At 74.0% G+C, this 14,635-nt stretch carries 16 protein-coding genes; 6 read left to right on the top strand and 10 right to left on the bottom strand.

All coding sequences use genetic code 11. The features are described from left to right. Positions 1 to 158: 158 nt before the first annotated feature. On the bottom strand, positions 159 to 1,307 hold the full coding sequence (locus BSL84_RS20985; RefSeq protein WP_075970908.1) for an adenylate/guanylate cyclase domain-containing protein: 1,149 nt from the start codon (positions 1,305 to 1,307) through the stop codon (positions 159 to 161). Between the two features lie 221 nt (positions 1,308 to 1,528). Continuing rightward, a complete protein-coding gene (locus BSL84_RS20980; protein ID WP_030028530.1) occupies positions 1,529 to 2,395 on the bottom strand; it encodes a biotin--[acetyl-CoA-carboxylase] ligase in 867 nt (288 codons plus the stop codon). 131 nt (positions 2,396 to 2,526) lie between these two features. Here BSL84_RS20980 and BSL84_RS20975 point away from each other — a divergent pair, with 131 nt between their 5' ends. The 4 genes from BSL84_RS20975 to BSL84_RS20965 all read left to right on the top strand — a co-directional run bounded on the left by BSL84_RS20975 (position 2,527) and on the right by BSL84_RS20965 (position 5,235). Then, positions 2,527 to 4,119, top strand: coding sequence for an acyl-CoA carboxylase subunit beta (locus tag BSL84_RS20975; protein WP_030028529.1), 1,593 nt, complete (start codon positions 2,527 to 2,529; stop codon positions 4,117 to 4,119). An 18-nt stretch (positions 4,120 to 4,137) separates the two neighbouring features. Continuing rightward, complete coding sequence (locus BSL84_RS20970) at positions 4,138 to 4,350, top strand: acyl-CoA carboxylase epsilon subunit (RefSeq protein WP_030028528.1); 213 nt, start codon at positions 4,138 to 4,140, stop codon at positions 4,348 to 4,350. A gap of 78 nt (positions 4,351 to 4,428) precedes the next feature. Next, on the top strand, positions 4,429 to 4,563 hold the full coding sequence (mmpB, locus tag BSL84_RS37490) for a morphogenic membrane protein MmpB (protein ID WP_257856429.1): 135 nt from the start codon (positions 4,429 to 4,431) through the stop codon (positions 4,561 to 4,563). A 51-nt stretch (positions 4,564 to 4,614) separates the two neighbouring features. Further along, positions 4,615 to 5,235, top strand: a complete 621-nt coding sequence (locus BSL84_RS20965) for a Maf family protein (RefSeq protein ID WP_075970907.1) — start codon at positions 4,615 to 4,617, stop codon at positions 5,233 to 5,235. On the opposite strand, the gene BSL84_RS20960 is transcribed toward BSL84_RS20965, so the two are convergent. The 5 genes from BSL84_RS20960 to BSL84_RS20940 all read right to left on the bottom strand — a co-directional run bounded on the left by BSL84_RS20960 (position 5,216) and on the right by BSL84_RS20940 (position 9,253). Further along, complete coding sequence (locus tag BSL84_RS20960) at positions 5,216 to 5,716, bottom strand: hypothetical protein (protein WP_234363491.1); 501 nt, start codon at positions 5,714 to 5,716, stop codon at positions 5,216 to 5,218. The genes BSL84_RS20965 and BSL84_RS20960 overlap by 20 nt on opposite strands. Positions 5,717 to 5,856: 140 nt before the next feature. Then, positions 5,857 to 6,462 carry a class I SAM-dependent methyltransferase gene (locus tag BSL84_RS20955; protein WP_075970906.1) on the bottom strand — a complete coding sequence of 202 codons (606 nt, stop codon included), beginning with the start codon at positions 6,460 to 6,462 and terminating at the stop codon, positions 5,857 to 5,859. Further along, positions 6,462 to 7,223, bottom strand: a complete 762-nt coding sequence (locus tag BSL84_RS20950; protein ID WP_037661954.1) for a PIG-L deacetylase family protein — start codon at positions 7,221 to 7,223, stop codon at positions 6,462 to 6,464. The genes BSL84_RS20955 and BSL84_RS20950 overlap by 1 nt, the downstream gene beginning before the upstream one ends. Continuing rightward, positions 7,220 to 7,963, bottom strand: coding sequence for a GNAT family N-acetyltransferase (locus BSL84_RS20945; RefSeq protein WP_075970905.1), 744 nt, complete (start codon positions 7,961 to 7,963; stop codon positions 7,220 to 7,222). The genes BSL84_RS20950 and BSL84_RS20945 overlap by 4 nt, the downstream gene beginning before the upstream one ends. Positions 7,964 to 8,020: 57 nt before the next feature. Then, entirely contained in the window at positions 8,021 to 9,253 is a 1,233-nt protein-coding gene (locus tag BSL84_RS20940) for a macrolide family glycosyltransferase (RefSeq protein ID WP_075970904.1), read from the bottom strand. Between the two features lie 83 nt (positions 9,254 to 9,336). Here BSL84_RS20940 and BSL84_RS20935 point away from each other — a divergent pair, with 83 nt between their 5' ends. Both BSL84_RS20935 and BSL84_RS20930 read left to right on the top strand, forming a co-directional pair. Beyond that, entirely contained in the window at positions 9,337 to 9,870 is a 534-nt protein-coding gene (locus BSL84_RS20935; protein WP_159393540.1) for a hypothetical protein, read from the top strand. After that, complete coding sequence (locus tag BSL84_RS20930) at positions 9,867 to 11,003, top strand: beta-ketoacyl synthase N-terminal-like domain-containing protein (RefSeq protein WP_075970902.1); 1,137 nt, start codon at positions 9,867 to 9,869, stop codon at positions 11,001 to 11,003. The genes BSL84_RS20935 and BSL84_RS20930 overlap by 4 nt, the downstream gene beginning before the upstream one ends. 85 nt (positions 11,004 to 11,088) lie before the next feature. On the opposite strand, the gene BSL84_RS20925 is transcribed toward BSL84_RS20930, so the two are convergent. The 3 genes from BSL84_RS20925 to fabI are packed head-to-tail and all read right to left on the bottom strand — an operon-like array spanning position 11,089 to position 14,385. Beyond that, a complete protein-coding gene (locus tag BSL84_RS20925; RefSeq protein ID WP_234363490.1) occupies positions 11,089 to 12,588 on the bottom strand; it encodes a class I adenylate-forming enzyme family protein in 1,500 nt (499 codons plus the stop codon). Further along, a complete protein-coding gene (gene speB / locus BSL84_RS20920) occupies positions 12,585 to 13,613 on the bottom strand; it encodes an agmatinase (RefSeq protein WP_075970901.1) in 1,029 nt (342 codons plus the stop codon). The genes BSL84_RS20925 and speB overlap by 4 nt, the downstream gene beginning before the upstream one ends. 1 nt (position 13,614) lies before the next feature. Next, positions 13,615 to 14,385: an enoyl-ACP reductase FabI gene (gene fabI, locus BSL84_RS20915; RefSeq protein ID WP_075970900.1), complete on the bottom strand. Its 771-nt coding sequence runs from the start codon at positions 14,383 to 14,385 to the stop codon at positions 13,615 to 13,617. Positions 14,386 to 14,635: the final 250 nt, after the last annotated feature.

Below are 14,635 nucleotides of genomic sequence, written 5' to 3'. Positions count from 1 at the left end.
TCGGGATAGTAGGCGGTGCCGCGCCCTTCGGGACGCCCCCGGAACACATCGCAGTGCGGTCGTGACGTCCGTACGCGCGACCGCCCCGCACGGCGCCCCTCAGGTGCGGGGCGCGGGGCGCGCGGCCCCGCGCATCCGCGGGCGGCGTCCGCGTACGGTCAGCGGCGCTTGCGGCGCGTCAGCGACCAGGGCTCGACGACACCCAGGCCGCGGACCGGGCGCTGCCACATCGGCTGGAGGGCGAACCGGTAGGCCGCACCCTCGCCGGGCTCCGCCTCGGCCTCCTTCTCCGACACCGGGGCGGCGCCGGTCCGGGACAGCTCCTCCGCCATCGCCCCGTCCACCAGCACGGCGTCCTTGGGGGCTATGGAGGTCAGCCGGCTCGCCAGGTTCACCGTGGTCCCGAAGACATCGCCCATCCGGGTCGTCACCGTGCCGAAGGCGATCCCGACCCGCAGCTCGGGCATCTGCGGGTCGGCCTCCATCGTCTCGATGAGCCGTAGCGCGATCTCCGCCGCCGTCGCCGCGTCGTCGGCGACGTACAGCACCTCGTCGCCGAGCGTCTTGATCAGCCGGCCGCCGTACGCGGCCACCAGGTCCGCCGCGGTCGTCTCGAAGGACTCGACCAGCTCGCCGAGCTCCTCCTCCTCCAGCCGGCGCGTCAGGCGCGTGAAGCCCACCAGGTCTGCGAAACCCACCGCGAGCCGCCGGTCGACCATCTCCTCGTCGTCCGCGACCTGCACCACGCGCCCGGTTGCCGCCGCCAGCTGGCGGCGCCACACGTACACGAGGAACTCCTCCAGCTCCGGCAGCAGCAGCTCGACCAGGGGATACGTGACCTCCGTACGGGTCATCCCCGGCTCCGGCGGCTCCGTGAGCCCCTCCAGGAACGAGTCGATCTGCCACTCCGCCAGCCGCGCCGTGGTCTGCCCGGTGGACCGCGCCACCTGCACCGCCATCGGCTCCGACAGCAGCCCGGCCTCCACCAGGCCGGCGAGCCGGCGCAGCGCCAGTACGTCGGCCTCCGTCAGCGCCCGGGCCTGGCCGATGTCGGCGAAGCCCATGGCCCGCCAGAAGCGGGAGGCGAGTTCCATCGACACCCCGGCGCTGCGGGCGGCCTGGAAGGGCGTGTACCGGCGCTCGGCGCCGAGGATCAGCTGCTCCAGGCGGATCGCGAGGGGGTCCGCCGTCGGCTGCACGGTGTGGTCGACCTCGTGGTGGGGAGTGTGCTGGTCGCGCCCGATCGGGGTGCCCGGATTACCGGGCCCGGGGGCGGACGCGCCGGAGGCAGAGTCGTCGACGGTCAAGGGCCGCCTCCTGTCCATTCCGTGCGCACTGCCCTGCCGAACCGGTTGATCACCACGAGCAGCGGGATCGCCTAAACCATACGGCAGGTGTGCCGTAGCTCACTCCCCTGCCCGGCTTCGATCCGGGTACGACCCGGGGCTCCGCGCGGCGGCGCCCCAAGCCGTACCCACCCGAAACCCGGCATTGCGCGCATACCGCCGCCCGCCTGGCCCCGGCCCCGTCAGTGCACGGATCGCAGGTGGACGACGTCGCCCGCCCCCACCGCCTCGTGGGTCCCTTCGGAGGTGCGGATCACCAGGCGGCCATCGGTGTCGACGGCTTCGGCCGTTCCGGTGAGGGTGCGCCCGCCGGGCAGCTCCGCGCGCACGTGCCGGCCGAGGGTGGCGCAGCCCGCCGCGTAGGTCTCCTGGAGGCCGCTGGCCGCCGGGTCGCCGGCTGCGGCGCGCCAGTTCCCGTACCACTCCTCCAGGGACCGCAGCACGGCCTTGAGCAGCGGCTCGCGGTCGGTCACGGTGGCCTTGGCCAGCAGCAGCGACCCGGCGGCCGGCACCGGCAGCTCCTCCTCGGAGAGGGTGACGTTGAGCCCGATCCCGACGACGATGCCGTCCGCGACGCGCTCGGCGAGGATGCCGCCGGCCTTGCGCTCCTCGCCCTCGACGCTGACCAGCAGGTCGTTGGGCCACTTGAGGGCGGTGTCCACGCCGGCGGCCCGGGAGAGCCCGGTCGCGGTGGCGACGCCCGCCAGCAACGTCAGCCACCCCCACTGCTCCTGCGGGACCGCGGCGCCCGGCTTGAACAGGACGGAGAAGAACAGCCCGGAGCGGGCGGGAGCGACCCAGCTCCGGTCGAGCCGGCCGCGTCCGGCGCTCTGCTCCTCGGCGACGAGCACGGCCCCCTCGGGCAGTTCCGGCGCGCGCGTGGCAAGGTCGGTATTGGTGGACCCGGTGGAGGGGACCACCTCCAGGGAGGTCCACAGCCCGTCCCCGGTGACGAGGGCCCGCCGCAGGGCGGCGGCGTTGAGCGGCGGCCGCTCCAGGCTCGACCAACGACCTGCGGAGGCTCCTGCTGAGGCATCTGATGGCGTCATGCAACCCAATGTAGGTGTGTCAAACGCCGCACTGCCGAGCGCCATGCCCGCCGATACGCTACGCACCAGTAGCCAGCAGTAGTCAATCAATTGACCAGGCAGTTGACACCACGCAGGGAGCCGCGACCCCGATGTCACATCCGTCAGAGCCGATCGACATGCACACCACCGCGGGCAAGATCGCGGATCTGCAGCGCCGCATCGACGAAGCCACCCACGCCGGTTCCGCCCGTGCCGTGGAGAAGCAGCACGCCAAGGGCAAGCTGACGGCGCGTGAGCGGGTTGCCCTGCTGCTGGACGAGGGATCCTTCGTCGAGCTGGACGAGTTCGCCCGGCACCGCTCCACCAACTTCGGGCTGGAGAAGACCCGCCCCTACGGCGACGGCGTCGTCACCGGCTACGGCACGGTCGACGGCCGCCCCGTCGCCGTGTTCTCGCAGGACTTCACCGTCTTCGGCGGGGCCCTCGGCGAGACCTTCGGCCAGAAGATCATGAAGGTCATGGACTTCGCCCTGAAGACCGGCTGCCCCCTCGTCGGCATCAACGACTCCGGCGGCGCCCGCATCCAGGAGGGTGTCAGCGCGCTCGGCATGTACGGCGAGATCTTCCGCCGCAACGTCCACGCCTCCGGCGTGATCCCGCAGATCAGCCTGGTCGTCGGCCCCTGCGCCGGCGGCGCCGTGTACTCGCCGGCGATCACCGACTTCACGGTGATGGTCGACCAGACCTCGCACATGTTCATCACCGGCCCCGACGTCATCAAGACGGTCACCGGCGAGGACGTCGGCTTCGAGGAGCTGGGCGGTGCGCGGACGCACAACAGCACGTCCGGTGTCGCGCACCACATGGCGGGCGACGAGAAGGACGCGATCGAGTACGTGAAGTCGCTCCTGTCGTACCTTCCCTCGAACAACCTCTCCGAGCCGCCCGCGTTCCCGGAGGAGGCCGACACCGAGGTCTCCGACACCGACCGCGAGCTCGACGTGCTGATCCCGGACAGCGCGAACCAGCCGTACGACATGCACACCGTGATCGAGCACGTGCTCGACGACGCGGAGTTCCTGGAGACGCAGTCGCTGTTCGCGCCGAACATCCTGACCGGTTTCGGCCGGGTCGAGGGCCACCCGGTCGGCATCGTCGCCAACCAGCCGATGCAGTTCGCCGGCTGCCTGGACATCGACGCCTCCGAGAAGGCGGCCCGCTTCGTGCGGACCTGCGACGCCTTCAACATCCCGGTGCTGACCTTCGTCGACGTGCCGGGCTTCCTCCCGGGCACCGACCAGGAGTACAACGGAATCATCCGGCGCGGCGCCAAGCTGATCTACGCGTACGCCGAGGCCACCGTCCCCCTGATCACCGTCATCACCCGCAAGGCCTTCGGCGGCGCCTACGACGTCATGGGCTCCAAGCACCTCGGCGCGGACCTGAACCTGGCCTGGCCGACCGCCCAGATCGCCGTCATGGGCGCGCAGGGCGCGGTGAACATCCTGCACCGCCGCACGCTCGCCGAAGCCGCTCCCGAGGAGGTGGAGGAGACCCGGACCCGGCTCATCGCCGAGTACGAGGACGCGCTGCTCAACCCGTACACGGCGGCCGAGCGCGGCTACATCGACGCGGTGACGATGCCGTCCGAGACCCGCGCGCACGTGGTCAAGGGGCTGCGGCAGCTGCGCACCAAGCGGGAGTCCCTGCCGCCGAAGAAGCACGGCAACATCCCCCTCTAGTCCCTCCAGGAGGTCACCGTGGTGATCAAGGTCGTCAAGGGCAATCCGACCCCGGAGGAGCTGGCCGCCGCACTGGCGGTGGTCCAGGCGCGCGCGGCGCTGCTGGCCTCGTCGCAGCCGTCGGGCGCCCCGCAGGTCACGGACGAGTGGTCGACACCTGCCCGGGTGGCCCGGCGGCGGCTGCCGCAGCCGGGGCCGCGGGCGTGGGGCCGTACGTACTGGCCCGGCTAGGGGGTGTGGTGAACGCGGGGCGGCGCTTGAGTACCCGTACTCAGGCGCCGGACCCGCCCCCGGGGCCAGGATCGGAGCATGCTCTGGTCCGACCCGAAGAACGAGCCGCCGAAGGACATGCGCGACGCGCAGGCCATGATCCGGCGGCTCACCGTGGTGCTCGCCCTCGCCATGCTCGTGGTGGTCTACGTCCTCGGCGTGAGCCACTTCTGAGCCGTTGCCCAGCCGTTTCTGAGCGCGTCCGGCCGCGCCTACGATGGCGGCATGACTGCCACGCCCGAGCCCTCCACCACGCGGGGGCTCGTCCTCGCCTCCGCCTCCCCCGCCCGGCTGAACCTGCTGCGGCAGGCCGGCCTCGCCCCGCACGTGATCGTCAGCGGCTTCGACGAGGACACCCTGGACCACGACGAGCCGGCCGAGCTGGCGCTCGCGCTGGCCGAGGCGAAGGCGGCCGTCGTGGCCGGCCTGGACGAGGCCTCGGGCGCGCTGGTGATCGGCTGCGACTCGGTGCTGGAGCTGGACGGCGAGGCGCTGGGCAAGCCCGCGGACGCCGAGGAGGCCACCGCGCGCTGGAAGGCGATGCGCGGCCGGGCCGGTGTGCTGCGCACCGGGCACTGCGTGATCGACACGGCGACCGGGCGGCAGGTGTCGGCCACGGCGTCGACGACGGTCCGATTCGGCGAGCCGACGGACGCGGAGATCGCGGCGTACGTGGCGAGCGGCGAACCGCTGCACGTGGCGGGCGCCTTCACGCTGGACGGTCTGTCGGCGCCGTTCATCGACGGCATCGACGGGGATCACGGCAACGTGATCGGGCTGTCCATGCCGCTGCTGCGCTCCCTGCTGGGCGAACTGGGCGTGTCCATCACGGACTTGTGGGCTTGAGCTCCCCGTACGGCGGCGGGGGCGGGGTGTCCGCCACCGGGCCGGCGCCGCCGTCGGCACCCTCGCCTTCGCCCCTGCCGCCGCCGGGCCGGGCGGCGGGATAGAGCGTCAGGACCAGTACGAGGAGGGCCAGGATCAGCATCAGCGTCGCGAAGGCGGCCCAGCCGACCAGGCCGACGGCGAGGATGCCGAGCACGGCGTGGGTGGCGGCGGCGCCGATGAGGACGGCGCGGGCGAAGCGGCCCGGCGGGCGGTCGCGCAGCGCGCCGGCGGCGGCGATCAGGGCGCACAGCACCAGGAAGGCGCCCATGCCCGCGCCCATGGCGTAGGTGGCCTTGGACATGACGTCCGGGTCGCTGCCCGCGATGGACATCGACTGGTTGGCCGTGGTCCGGCCCAGCACGATGTGGACGAGCACGAGCACCGCCGCCTCCGCGACGAGCACGATCGCGGCCAGTGCGGCCACGAGTCTTCGCAGCACGGTGTGCCCACCCCCCACGTGTCACAAGCCTGTTCGACGCCTGGAGGCTACTAACGGGTAGCGCGATGGACAAGACATCCGTACACCCCGGTTCCGGGGCCGCCGCACCGACCGGGCCGCCAATCGGAGCCGGCGGCGCCCTACGGCAGCCTCCGGAGCAGATCCAGCCGGTAGGTCTCGCCGTACCGGCTCGCGTCCCGGCCGGCGACCTGGACCGTACCGGCAACGGCACGGAACACCTCGTGGACCCCTCGTCCGGTCATGACCCCCTCGGCGCCCTCGTGGACCCAGTGCGCGAGGAGCAGGTGGCCGCCGGGCCGCAGCCGTGCGCAGATCCGCCGGGCGGCGAGGGCGAGGTCGGCGTCGGACAGGTAGTAGCCCACCTCGGACATGACGACGAGGTCGAGGTCCGCCTCGCCGCCTGCCAGGTCCTCGGGCACGCGCAGCGTCGCGAACGAGACGCCGTCCAGGTCCGCGCAGTTGGCGCGGGCCTGTTCGATCGCCGCCCCGGAGCAGTCGGTGGCGAGCAGCGCGTCGCAGTGCGGGGCGAGGAGCCGGGTCAGGGCGCCGACGCCGCAGCCGATCTCCAGTGCGGAGCGGAAGCGGCCGGCGGGCAGCAGGGAGGCGGTGTCGGCGAACTTCTCCCGTTCGTAGGCCTTGTGGAGGGTGCCCCAGGGGTCGGTGCGGGCGCGGTAGGCCTTGTCGAAGTGTGCGGTGGACACCGAGGTGCGGCGGGTGGTCGGCATCAGGGCTCCGGGGTGTGTGCGGTGGTGTCCCCGAGCGGCTCCAGCGCCCAGACGAGCTCGGCCTGCAGGGGGCCGGGTTTGCGCAGGAAGGGGCCGTGACCGACGGCCACCGGGGCGAGTTGCGAGCTGTGGCAGACGATGGCGGCGCGTTTGGCGGCCCATTCGGTGTCGTCGAGGCGGACGTCGTACGCCACCCGCATGCGGTGGCGGGCGGCCGTCTCGCGCAGCGCGCCCCCGTACGCGGGGTCCCCGGCCAGGCGTTCGACCGCCGCGTCCGTTCCCCACCGGCGTACGGCGCCGGTGTAGGGCAGGTCGGCGTACACGTACGGCCGGGGGCCCGCCGGGTCGGCGAGGAGGGCGAGGGCCTGGTCGCGGACGGCCGCGTGGTCCGGCTGGTTGGTGCCGAGCGGCAGCAGGACCCTGGTGTCCGGGTGCAGGTCCCTCAGGAGTTCGGCGAGGCCGGTGAGGGGGCCGCCGTCGCGGTACGGACTGTCGGCGTTGGGCAGGGTGAGCTGTTCGACCCCCATCAGGGCGCAGGCGCGCGCGTCCTCCTCCAGGCGGGTGCGGTGGGCCTCCGCGGCCGTGGTGAATCCACAGCCCGCGTCCCACCAGGAGGCGGGTGCCCCCTCGGGCGGGGCGCCGCCGTGGACGGTGGCCACGGCGGCGGGGCCGTCCAGCCGGCCGAGCAGGCCGGCGACGGAGAGGGCCGCGTCGTCGAAGTGCGGCGAGAGGACGAGGGTGCTCCAGCGCTGCGGTGTCACCGCTCGCCGGCCCCGGGCTGCCGGTCGCCGTCGTGTGGACGGTCCTGGGTACGGTCCTGGTCGCCGGCCGCGGGGGTGATGCCGGCGGCGGCGAGGAGGAGCCCGGTGGAGGTCTTGCCGAACGGGCCGGCGACGTACTCGGCGAGGAGCCGGCGGGCCTCTTCCTTGTCCTCCTCGGGTATGGCGTCGGCCAGGGAGAACGTGGCGTCGGTGCGCTTGAGCTCTTCGACCGCCGCGTAGTACTCGTGGCGCAGCAGTCCCCACACGGCGCCGTCGTGGTGGCGGCCGTCGAGGTAGAAGTACTCGCGCAGGATGCCTTCGAGGGTGAAGCCGACGCCGGTGACCAGGCGGAGGACGTTCTTGTTGTAGAGCGCCGTGGTGAACTGCACGCGGTGGGCGTTGCGGGCGTGGAAGAGGTGGTCGATGAGGAGGTCGAAGGCCTCGGCGCCCAGGCCGCGGCGCCACAGTTCGCGGTCTCCGATCGCGCCGCCGAGGACGTATCCGCCGACCGGGCCCTGGTGTTTGAAGTGGACGGCGCCCACGGTGCGGTCCTCGGCGTCGCGGACGGCGAACTGGCGCAGGCCGCCGCTCTGGTCGAGGCGGCGGAACTCCTCGGCGGTGACGACGTCTCCGTCGGTGGCGGCCATGACGGCGGCGGGGGCGTCGGGCCCGAACCACCGTGCCATCAGCTCGTAGTCCTCGTCCCTGGGCCGTTCGAGCCTGACGAGTTTGCCCTGCATGGGGACTCCCTGAGTGAAGGTGCCGGATGGATGGCTTGATGGATGGAAGGGTGGTGCTCAGGTGCCGGTGGCCACGCCCGGCGCCGTACGGGTGCCGGCGGTGCCGGTGCCCGCGGCGGACGCGGCGGACGTGGCGAGGCGTTCCAGGCGGTCGGCGGCCTCGGGGGCGGCGCCGGCGCAGCGCAGTTCCTCGCGCATCCGTGCGGCGTTGGCGCGGATGCCGGGGTCGTCCATGACGCGTACGAGGGCTTCGCGCAGGGTGTGCGCGGTCAGCTGTTCGCGGTCGAGGCGGACCCCGAGGCCCAGTTGGGCGACGCGCTCGGCGACGGCGGCCTGTTCCCCGGTCTGCGGGACGGCCACCATCGGGGTCCCGTGGGAGAGGGCTTCCATCGTGCTGCCCATGCCGGCGTGGGTGACGAAGGCGTCGGCGTGGCGCAGGACGGCGAGCTGGGGTACGTGCGGCCGGGCGTCGACGTGGTCGGGCAGCGGGCCCACGGCTTCGGGGTCGATGCCGGGGCCGTAGGCCATGACGACCTGCCAGGGCAGGTCGGCGACGGCCTCGCCGCACATGCGGAAGAACTCGGGCCACTCGTAGCAGGCGGTGCCCAGGGCGATCAGCAGCACCGGCCGGCGGTCCGCGGCGGGGTGCCAGTCGCCCTGGAAGGCGCGGTCTCCGGCGCAGGGTCCGACGAAGGCGAAGCGGTCGTCGAAGGTCTCGCCGCGGTACTGGAAGGAGCGCGGCAGGAAGACCAGGCGCAGCGGCTCGGTGTGGCCGAGGAAGTCGCCGGCGGATGTCGCGGGCAGTCCGTGGGCGGTGAGGAAGCGGGTCAGTTCGCGGACGAAGCGCAGGACCCCGGGGTGCAGCGGCTGGTCCGCGAGGAACTCCGCCTCCAGGGAGAAGTGCTCGTTGGAGACGAAGGAGGGCCACATCTCGGCGGCCGGGATGTGCCACTTGGCGGCGAGGGCCCGTCCGGCCCAGGCGATGCCGTCGTAGGCGATGACGTCGGGCCGGTCGTCGGCCCAGGCCTCGGCGATTACGGGCAGGGTGGCCTCGGTCTCCCGGAGGAAGTCCGTCGGCGAGATCTCCAGGCCGTCGTCGGTGAGGGCGTCGTCGACCGGGTTGCGGTAGACGACGGGCTCGGCGCCGACGGCCCGGACGGTGTCGGCGAAGGCCTCGGTGACCGCGTAGGAGACCCGGTGGCCCCGGCGGACCAGTTCCTGGACCAGGCCGAGGGTGGGGTTCACATGACCGTGCCACGCGATGCCGACGAATCCGACGTGGAGCGGCATGACTCCCCTTTCATTTCGTTGACAAAAATTGACTACCGGCTGAGCATATTCGACAGATCATGACTTGCGGTAGAGGGGTTGGGATGACGACAGGAACCACCAGGCCCGTCGCGGTGCCCTGGCACCGGGCGCTCGCCGGGACCGACGAGACCCGGCTGGCCGCCGTCCCGGTGCCGCTCGCGGCACGACCCGTGCACCGCAAGCCGGCGGACGCGGCCTCCGCGGCCCTCGGCGACGCCTTCGGCGCGCTGCCCGAGGACGTGCGGGCGACGGCCCCGCTGTACGTCCTGTGCCACGACTACGGCACCTGGGCGGCCCGGCGCTTCGTCGCCCGCTGCCACGACACCGCACGCCGGCTGCGGCCCTCGGACTCCGTCGGGCTGGAGGCCTCCGAACTGGTGCGCCCCTACCTGACCGCGACGGAGCACCGCGGCGACTGCTACCTGCTGGCCCGGCCGGCGGAGCCCGGCGTGGAGCCCGGCGCGGAGTTCACCCCCGCCGTCACCGCCGCCCGCCCGGCCGCCGTCGTACTGGACCTGATCGTGTTCCCCGGCGAGGACCCGCGCGACGCGGACTGCCTCGCCCTCGCCACCACCTGGAAGGCGTCCGGCCTGTGAGCGACATCGTCATCAGCGGACTCGGCCTGGTCACCCCGTTCGGCCACGGCGTGGAGCCGTACTGGCGGGGCCTGGTCGGCGGACGCTCCGCCCTGGCACCCGCCCGGCGCTTCACCGCGGCGCCCTACCGGGGCGAACCGGTCGGCGAGGTGCCGCAGACGGCACCGGAGCCCGCGGGGGCCACCCGTAAGGGCGCCTACGCCAGGGCCGCCCTGGCGGAGGCCCTGCACGCGGCGGGCCTCGCCCGGCTCCCGGACGGCGCCGTCGTGCTCCTCGTCGGCCAGGCCCCCCTGCCCCGGCCCGGCGAGGGCCGCGCCGAACCGACCGGCGACGAGCGGGAGTTCATGGGCCCCGACCCGGCCGAGGTCCTGGGAGCGCCGCCGGGCCCGCGGTACGTCCACCTCTCGCACGCCTGCGCCTCCGCCGTCTTCGCCGTCGGGTACGCGCGCGAGCTGCTGCGCGCCGGCGAGGCGCCCGTGGCCGCCGTGGTGGGCTCCTCGGTGCTCAACCGGTACGAGTACGCCAGCATGGACGTCGTCCGTGCCGTCGGCCGCACGGCCGCCCGGCCCTTCGACGTCGAACGGGCGGGCATCTCGCTCGGCGAGGGCGGTGGCGCCGTCGTGCTGGAGAGCGCCGCACACGCCCGGGCCCGCGCAGCGGCCGCGGACCTCGTCGTGGCCGGGTCGGCCTGCCGGGTCTCGGGCGCCAAGTCCGCCGCCTCCGACACCGACCGGGTCGCCGCCTGCATGCGCGACGCCCTCGACGACGCCTCCGTGCACGGGCTGGACCATGTGCACGCCCACGCGACCGGGACCGGCCAGGGCGACGCGGCGGAACTGGCCGCCGTCGAGGCCGTCGCCGCGGACAGCGGCGCCCGCGCCCTGCCCGTCAGCTCGCACAAGGGCGCCATCGGCCACCTGCTGCACATCTCCGGCGCACCGGCGATCGCCGCGGCCGCCGGGACGCTGCGCAGCGGGATCGTCGCCCCCACGGCGGGCCTGGCCACCCCGGAGCCGACCGCCCGGCTGGTGCTGCCCACGGCCCCGATGGAGGTCTCCGGCGTCCGGACGGCCGCCGTGAACAGCTTCGGCTTCGGAGGCAACAACGCCTCGCTGGTCCTGCTCCGGCGGTGAAGCGCCAGGGTCGCTCCGCCCGCGGGGGTCGGGCGGAGCGACCGGCACGGGGGCGGGCGGAGCGGGCGCCGCCGGGATGGGCGGGTCAGGCGGCGCCGGGGGCTGCCCCGACACCCACCATCCTGCGCAGGGCCGCCGTGTCGGTCTTGCCGTTGGCGCTCAGCGGAAAGCGGTCGACGACGTGCACGGCGTTGGGCTGTTCGTACTCCGCCAGATGCGGGGCCATCCGCCCGCGCCACTGGGCCGGCGAGCCCCCGTCCGGGTCGGCCACGACGAAGTGCAGGGTGCAGCCGCGCCGCAGGTCCTCCACCGCCAGCGCCTTGACCTGCCGCCCGCAGGCCTCGGCCTTGCGCTCCAGGTTCTCCGGGTAGAGCGTGAAGCCCGACCGGTGCACGGCCTGGTTGCGGCCCACCACGTACAGGTGGCCCTCGGCGTCGAGGCGCCCCAGGTCGGCCGTCGCGTACCAGCCCCGCGGTACGGGGGCGAGCGTGCCGTCGTCGAGCAGGTGGCCCTCCATCAGCCCGGGCGAGAGCACCTCGATCTCGCCGAGCTCGCCGGGGGCGGCGGGTTCGCCGTCCGGGCGGACGATGCGTACCTCGACGCCCGGCAGCGGCCTGCCGCAGCCGGTGGGCACGTCGGGGGTGGCCAGCGCGACGTTCCCGAGTTCGGTGAGTCCGTACCCGTCGAGGAGGGGCCGGCCCAGGGCCTGCGGGAAGGCCTCGGCGAGCGGGGCGGGCAGCGGGGCGCCGCCGACGCCCCAGACGCGTACGCGGCTCAGCGCGGCCCGCAGCTCGGGCCGGCGGCGCACGACGCCGAGCAGGGAGTGGTAGGTCGACGGGGCGGCGTCGACGGCCGTGACCCCGTGCCCGGCGGCCTGGGCGAGGGCCACGTCGAGCCGCTGGTAGGGCGTGACGGCCAGCGTGCAGCCGGCCAGCCACCACAGCAGTACGACGGACAGCCCGTACTGGTGGGAGAAGGGCAGCAGCGGGGCGAGCACGTCGTCCGCGCGGTACCCCATGGCCGTGATGGTGCGCCGGGTGTTGTCGTGGACGGCGCGGCCGGATTTCACGATGCCCTTGGGCGGGCCGGTGGTCCCCGAGGACCACAGCACCACGGCGTCGGCGCGGGCGAACCACGCGGTGAGGTCGACGTCCCCGTCGGGCGGGGCGTGGCCCGTACCGAGGCCGGGATAGGCCAGCACGTGCTCGCCGGGGAAGTCGGCGGCGGCCGCCTCCCCGGTCAGCAGCCACCGCGCCCGCGCCCGGCGGGCCGCGAACCGCCCGTCCGCCGCGGACTGGCGGTGGTCCACCGGCACGAGCGAGGCGTCCAGGTGCATCAGGGCGAGCAGGGCCACGACGTAGTCGACGCAGTTGTCGCCCTTGACCAGGACCCGGTCGCCCGGTGCGACGCCGCGCTCGCGCAGCTCCGCGGCGGCGGCGAGCACCCGGCGGGTGAGCGCGGCCCCGGTGAGGGTGCCGGCCGCGTCGGCCAGTCGCGGGGCCGGGGCGGGAGTGCCTGCCACCGGGCCCGGGGGCGCGGCCGCCACCGCCGGGTCCGCCGGTGCCCCGGTCCTCGTCGCGCTCACGCCTGCGCCCCTTCCCGCGTCTCGCGTTCCAGCAGCGGGGTGCGCGGGTCCCAGCGTGTGCCCAGGGCCTGGTCGCGGCGCCGCCGGGCGATGCCGGACAGGGCCTCCAGGACGACCCGGTTGCCCAGGTAGGCGGTGATGTCGGCGTGGTCGTAGGGGGGTGCCACCTCGACGACCTCGACGCCGACCACGGGAAGCTCGTAGGCGATCCGGCGCACCGCGTCCAGCAGTTCGCGGGAGGTCAGGCCGCCGGGCTCCGGGGTGCCGGTGCCCGGTGCCTGGCCGGGGTCCACCACGTCCACGTCGACGGACAGGAAGACCCCGTCGCAGTCGTCCATGGCGACGGCGAACGCCTCGGTGAGACAGGCCGGCAGCCCGCGCGAGGTGATCTCGGACATCTCGTACGAGCGCATGCCCTCGCCCGCCATCCAGCGCAGGGTGTCCGGGCCGGGCCAGTAGCCGCGCAGTCCCATCTGCAGGAAGCGGTCGCCGCGCACCGCGCCCGACTCGATGAGCTGGCGCATCGGCTTGCCGTGGCCGTACAGCGGGCCGTCCTCGACCTCGCCGGTGTCGGCGTGGGCGTCGAAGTGCAGCATGGCGATGCGGCCGAAGCCGTGGTGGCGGGCCAGGCCGCGCATGTCGGGGAGCGCGATCGTGTGGTCGCCGCCGAGCACGACGGGGATCGCCCCGAGGGCGGCCGTCATCCGTACCGCCTGCTCGATGCTGCGGATGCTCTGCTCGATGTCGCCGGAGTAGCAGGGGACGTCGCCGGCGTCGTACACCTTCAGTTCCGTGAGCGGGTCCACGCCCATGGCCAGGCTGCGGCGTGCGCCGTTCTGCGGCAGGTAGCAGGCCTGCCGCATCGCGGACGGGCCGAAGCGGGCGCCGGGTCGGTGCGAGGTGCCGCCGTCGAAGGGGGCGCCGAGGATGACCACGTCGGCGTCCACGGGCGGGGCGGACAGGTCGAGCCGGGGAACGCCGAGGAAGGTGATGTCGGGCCCGTGGGCCGATCCGAGGTGGTGCACGTCAGCTTCCGATCATGTGGTGGCCGCCGTCCGCGTGGACGATCTCTCCTGTGGTGGCGGGGAGCCAGTCCGAGAGCAGTGCCAGGCAGGTACGGGCGACGGGTTCGGCGTTGGCGGAGTTCCAGCCGAGCGGGGCGTGTTGCGCCCAACCGGTCTCGAAGGCCGGTCCGTCGCCGCCGATGCCGCGGGCGGCCAGGGTGCGCAGCGGGCCGGCCGCGACCAGGTTGACCCGGATGCCGTCGGGGCCGAGTTCGCGTGCGAGGTAGCGGCTGCACGCCTCCAGGCCCGCCTTGGCCACACCCATCCAGTCGTAGCCGGGCCAGGCCCGGGAGGCGTCGAAGTCCAGGCCGACGACGGACGCGCCGGGGCGGAGCAGGGGCCGGCAGGCCACCGTGAGCGCCTGGAGGGAGTACGTGGAGGTGTGCAGGGCGGCGGAGACCTCGGGCCACCCGGCGCTCATGAAGCCGCCGTCGAGGCATTCGGCGGGGGCGTGCGCGATCGAGTGGAGGACGCCGTCGACGCCGTCGAGGTGCTCGCCGACCCGGTCGGCGAGGGTGGCCAGCTGGTCGGGGGCGGTGACGTCGAGTTCCACGACCGGGGGTTCGTGGGGCAGCCGGCGGGCGAGTCGCCGCACCAGCGAGGCGCGTCCGTACGCGGTGAGGACGATGTGCGCGCCCTCCTGCTGGGCGAGGCGTGCCACCGCGTAGGCGATCGAACTCTCGGTGATCACACCGGTGATGACGAGTCTCTTGCCGTCGAGCAGGCCGCTCATACGGGTCTCTCCCTCAAGGTCCTTCGGGGCGCCGGGGCTCGGTCCGGCGCGCAGAACGCGCGGAGCGCGCGGAAAACGGACGAGCTCCGGGGCCCGCCCCGAAGGGCGGGCACCGGAGCTGCTCAGCTCGTTCAGCAGTGGTTGCTGGCGGTGCTGGCGACGCGCGTGGTCTCCTCGGCGGGGACCTCAAGGCCCTGCAGGTCGAGAACGATCGACATGGTGTTTCCTCCTCTCCGTGTATCGGGGTCAG

The organism is Streptomyces sp. TN58 (assembly GCF_001941845.1).
Classification (GTDB): Bacteria; Actinomycetota; Actinomycetes; order Streptomycetales; family Streptomycetaceae; genus Streptomyces.
Note: the sequence above shows the minus strand (reverse complement) of the source record. Positions and strands in the feature narration are given on the sequence as shown.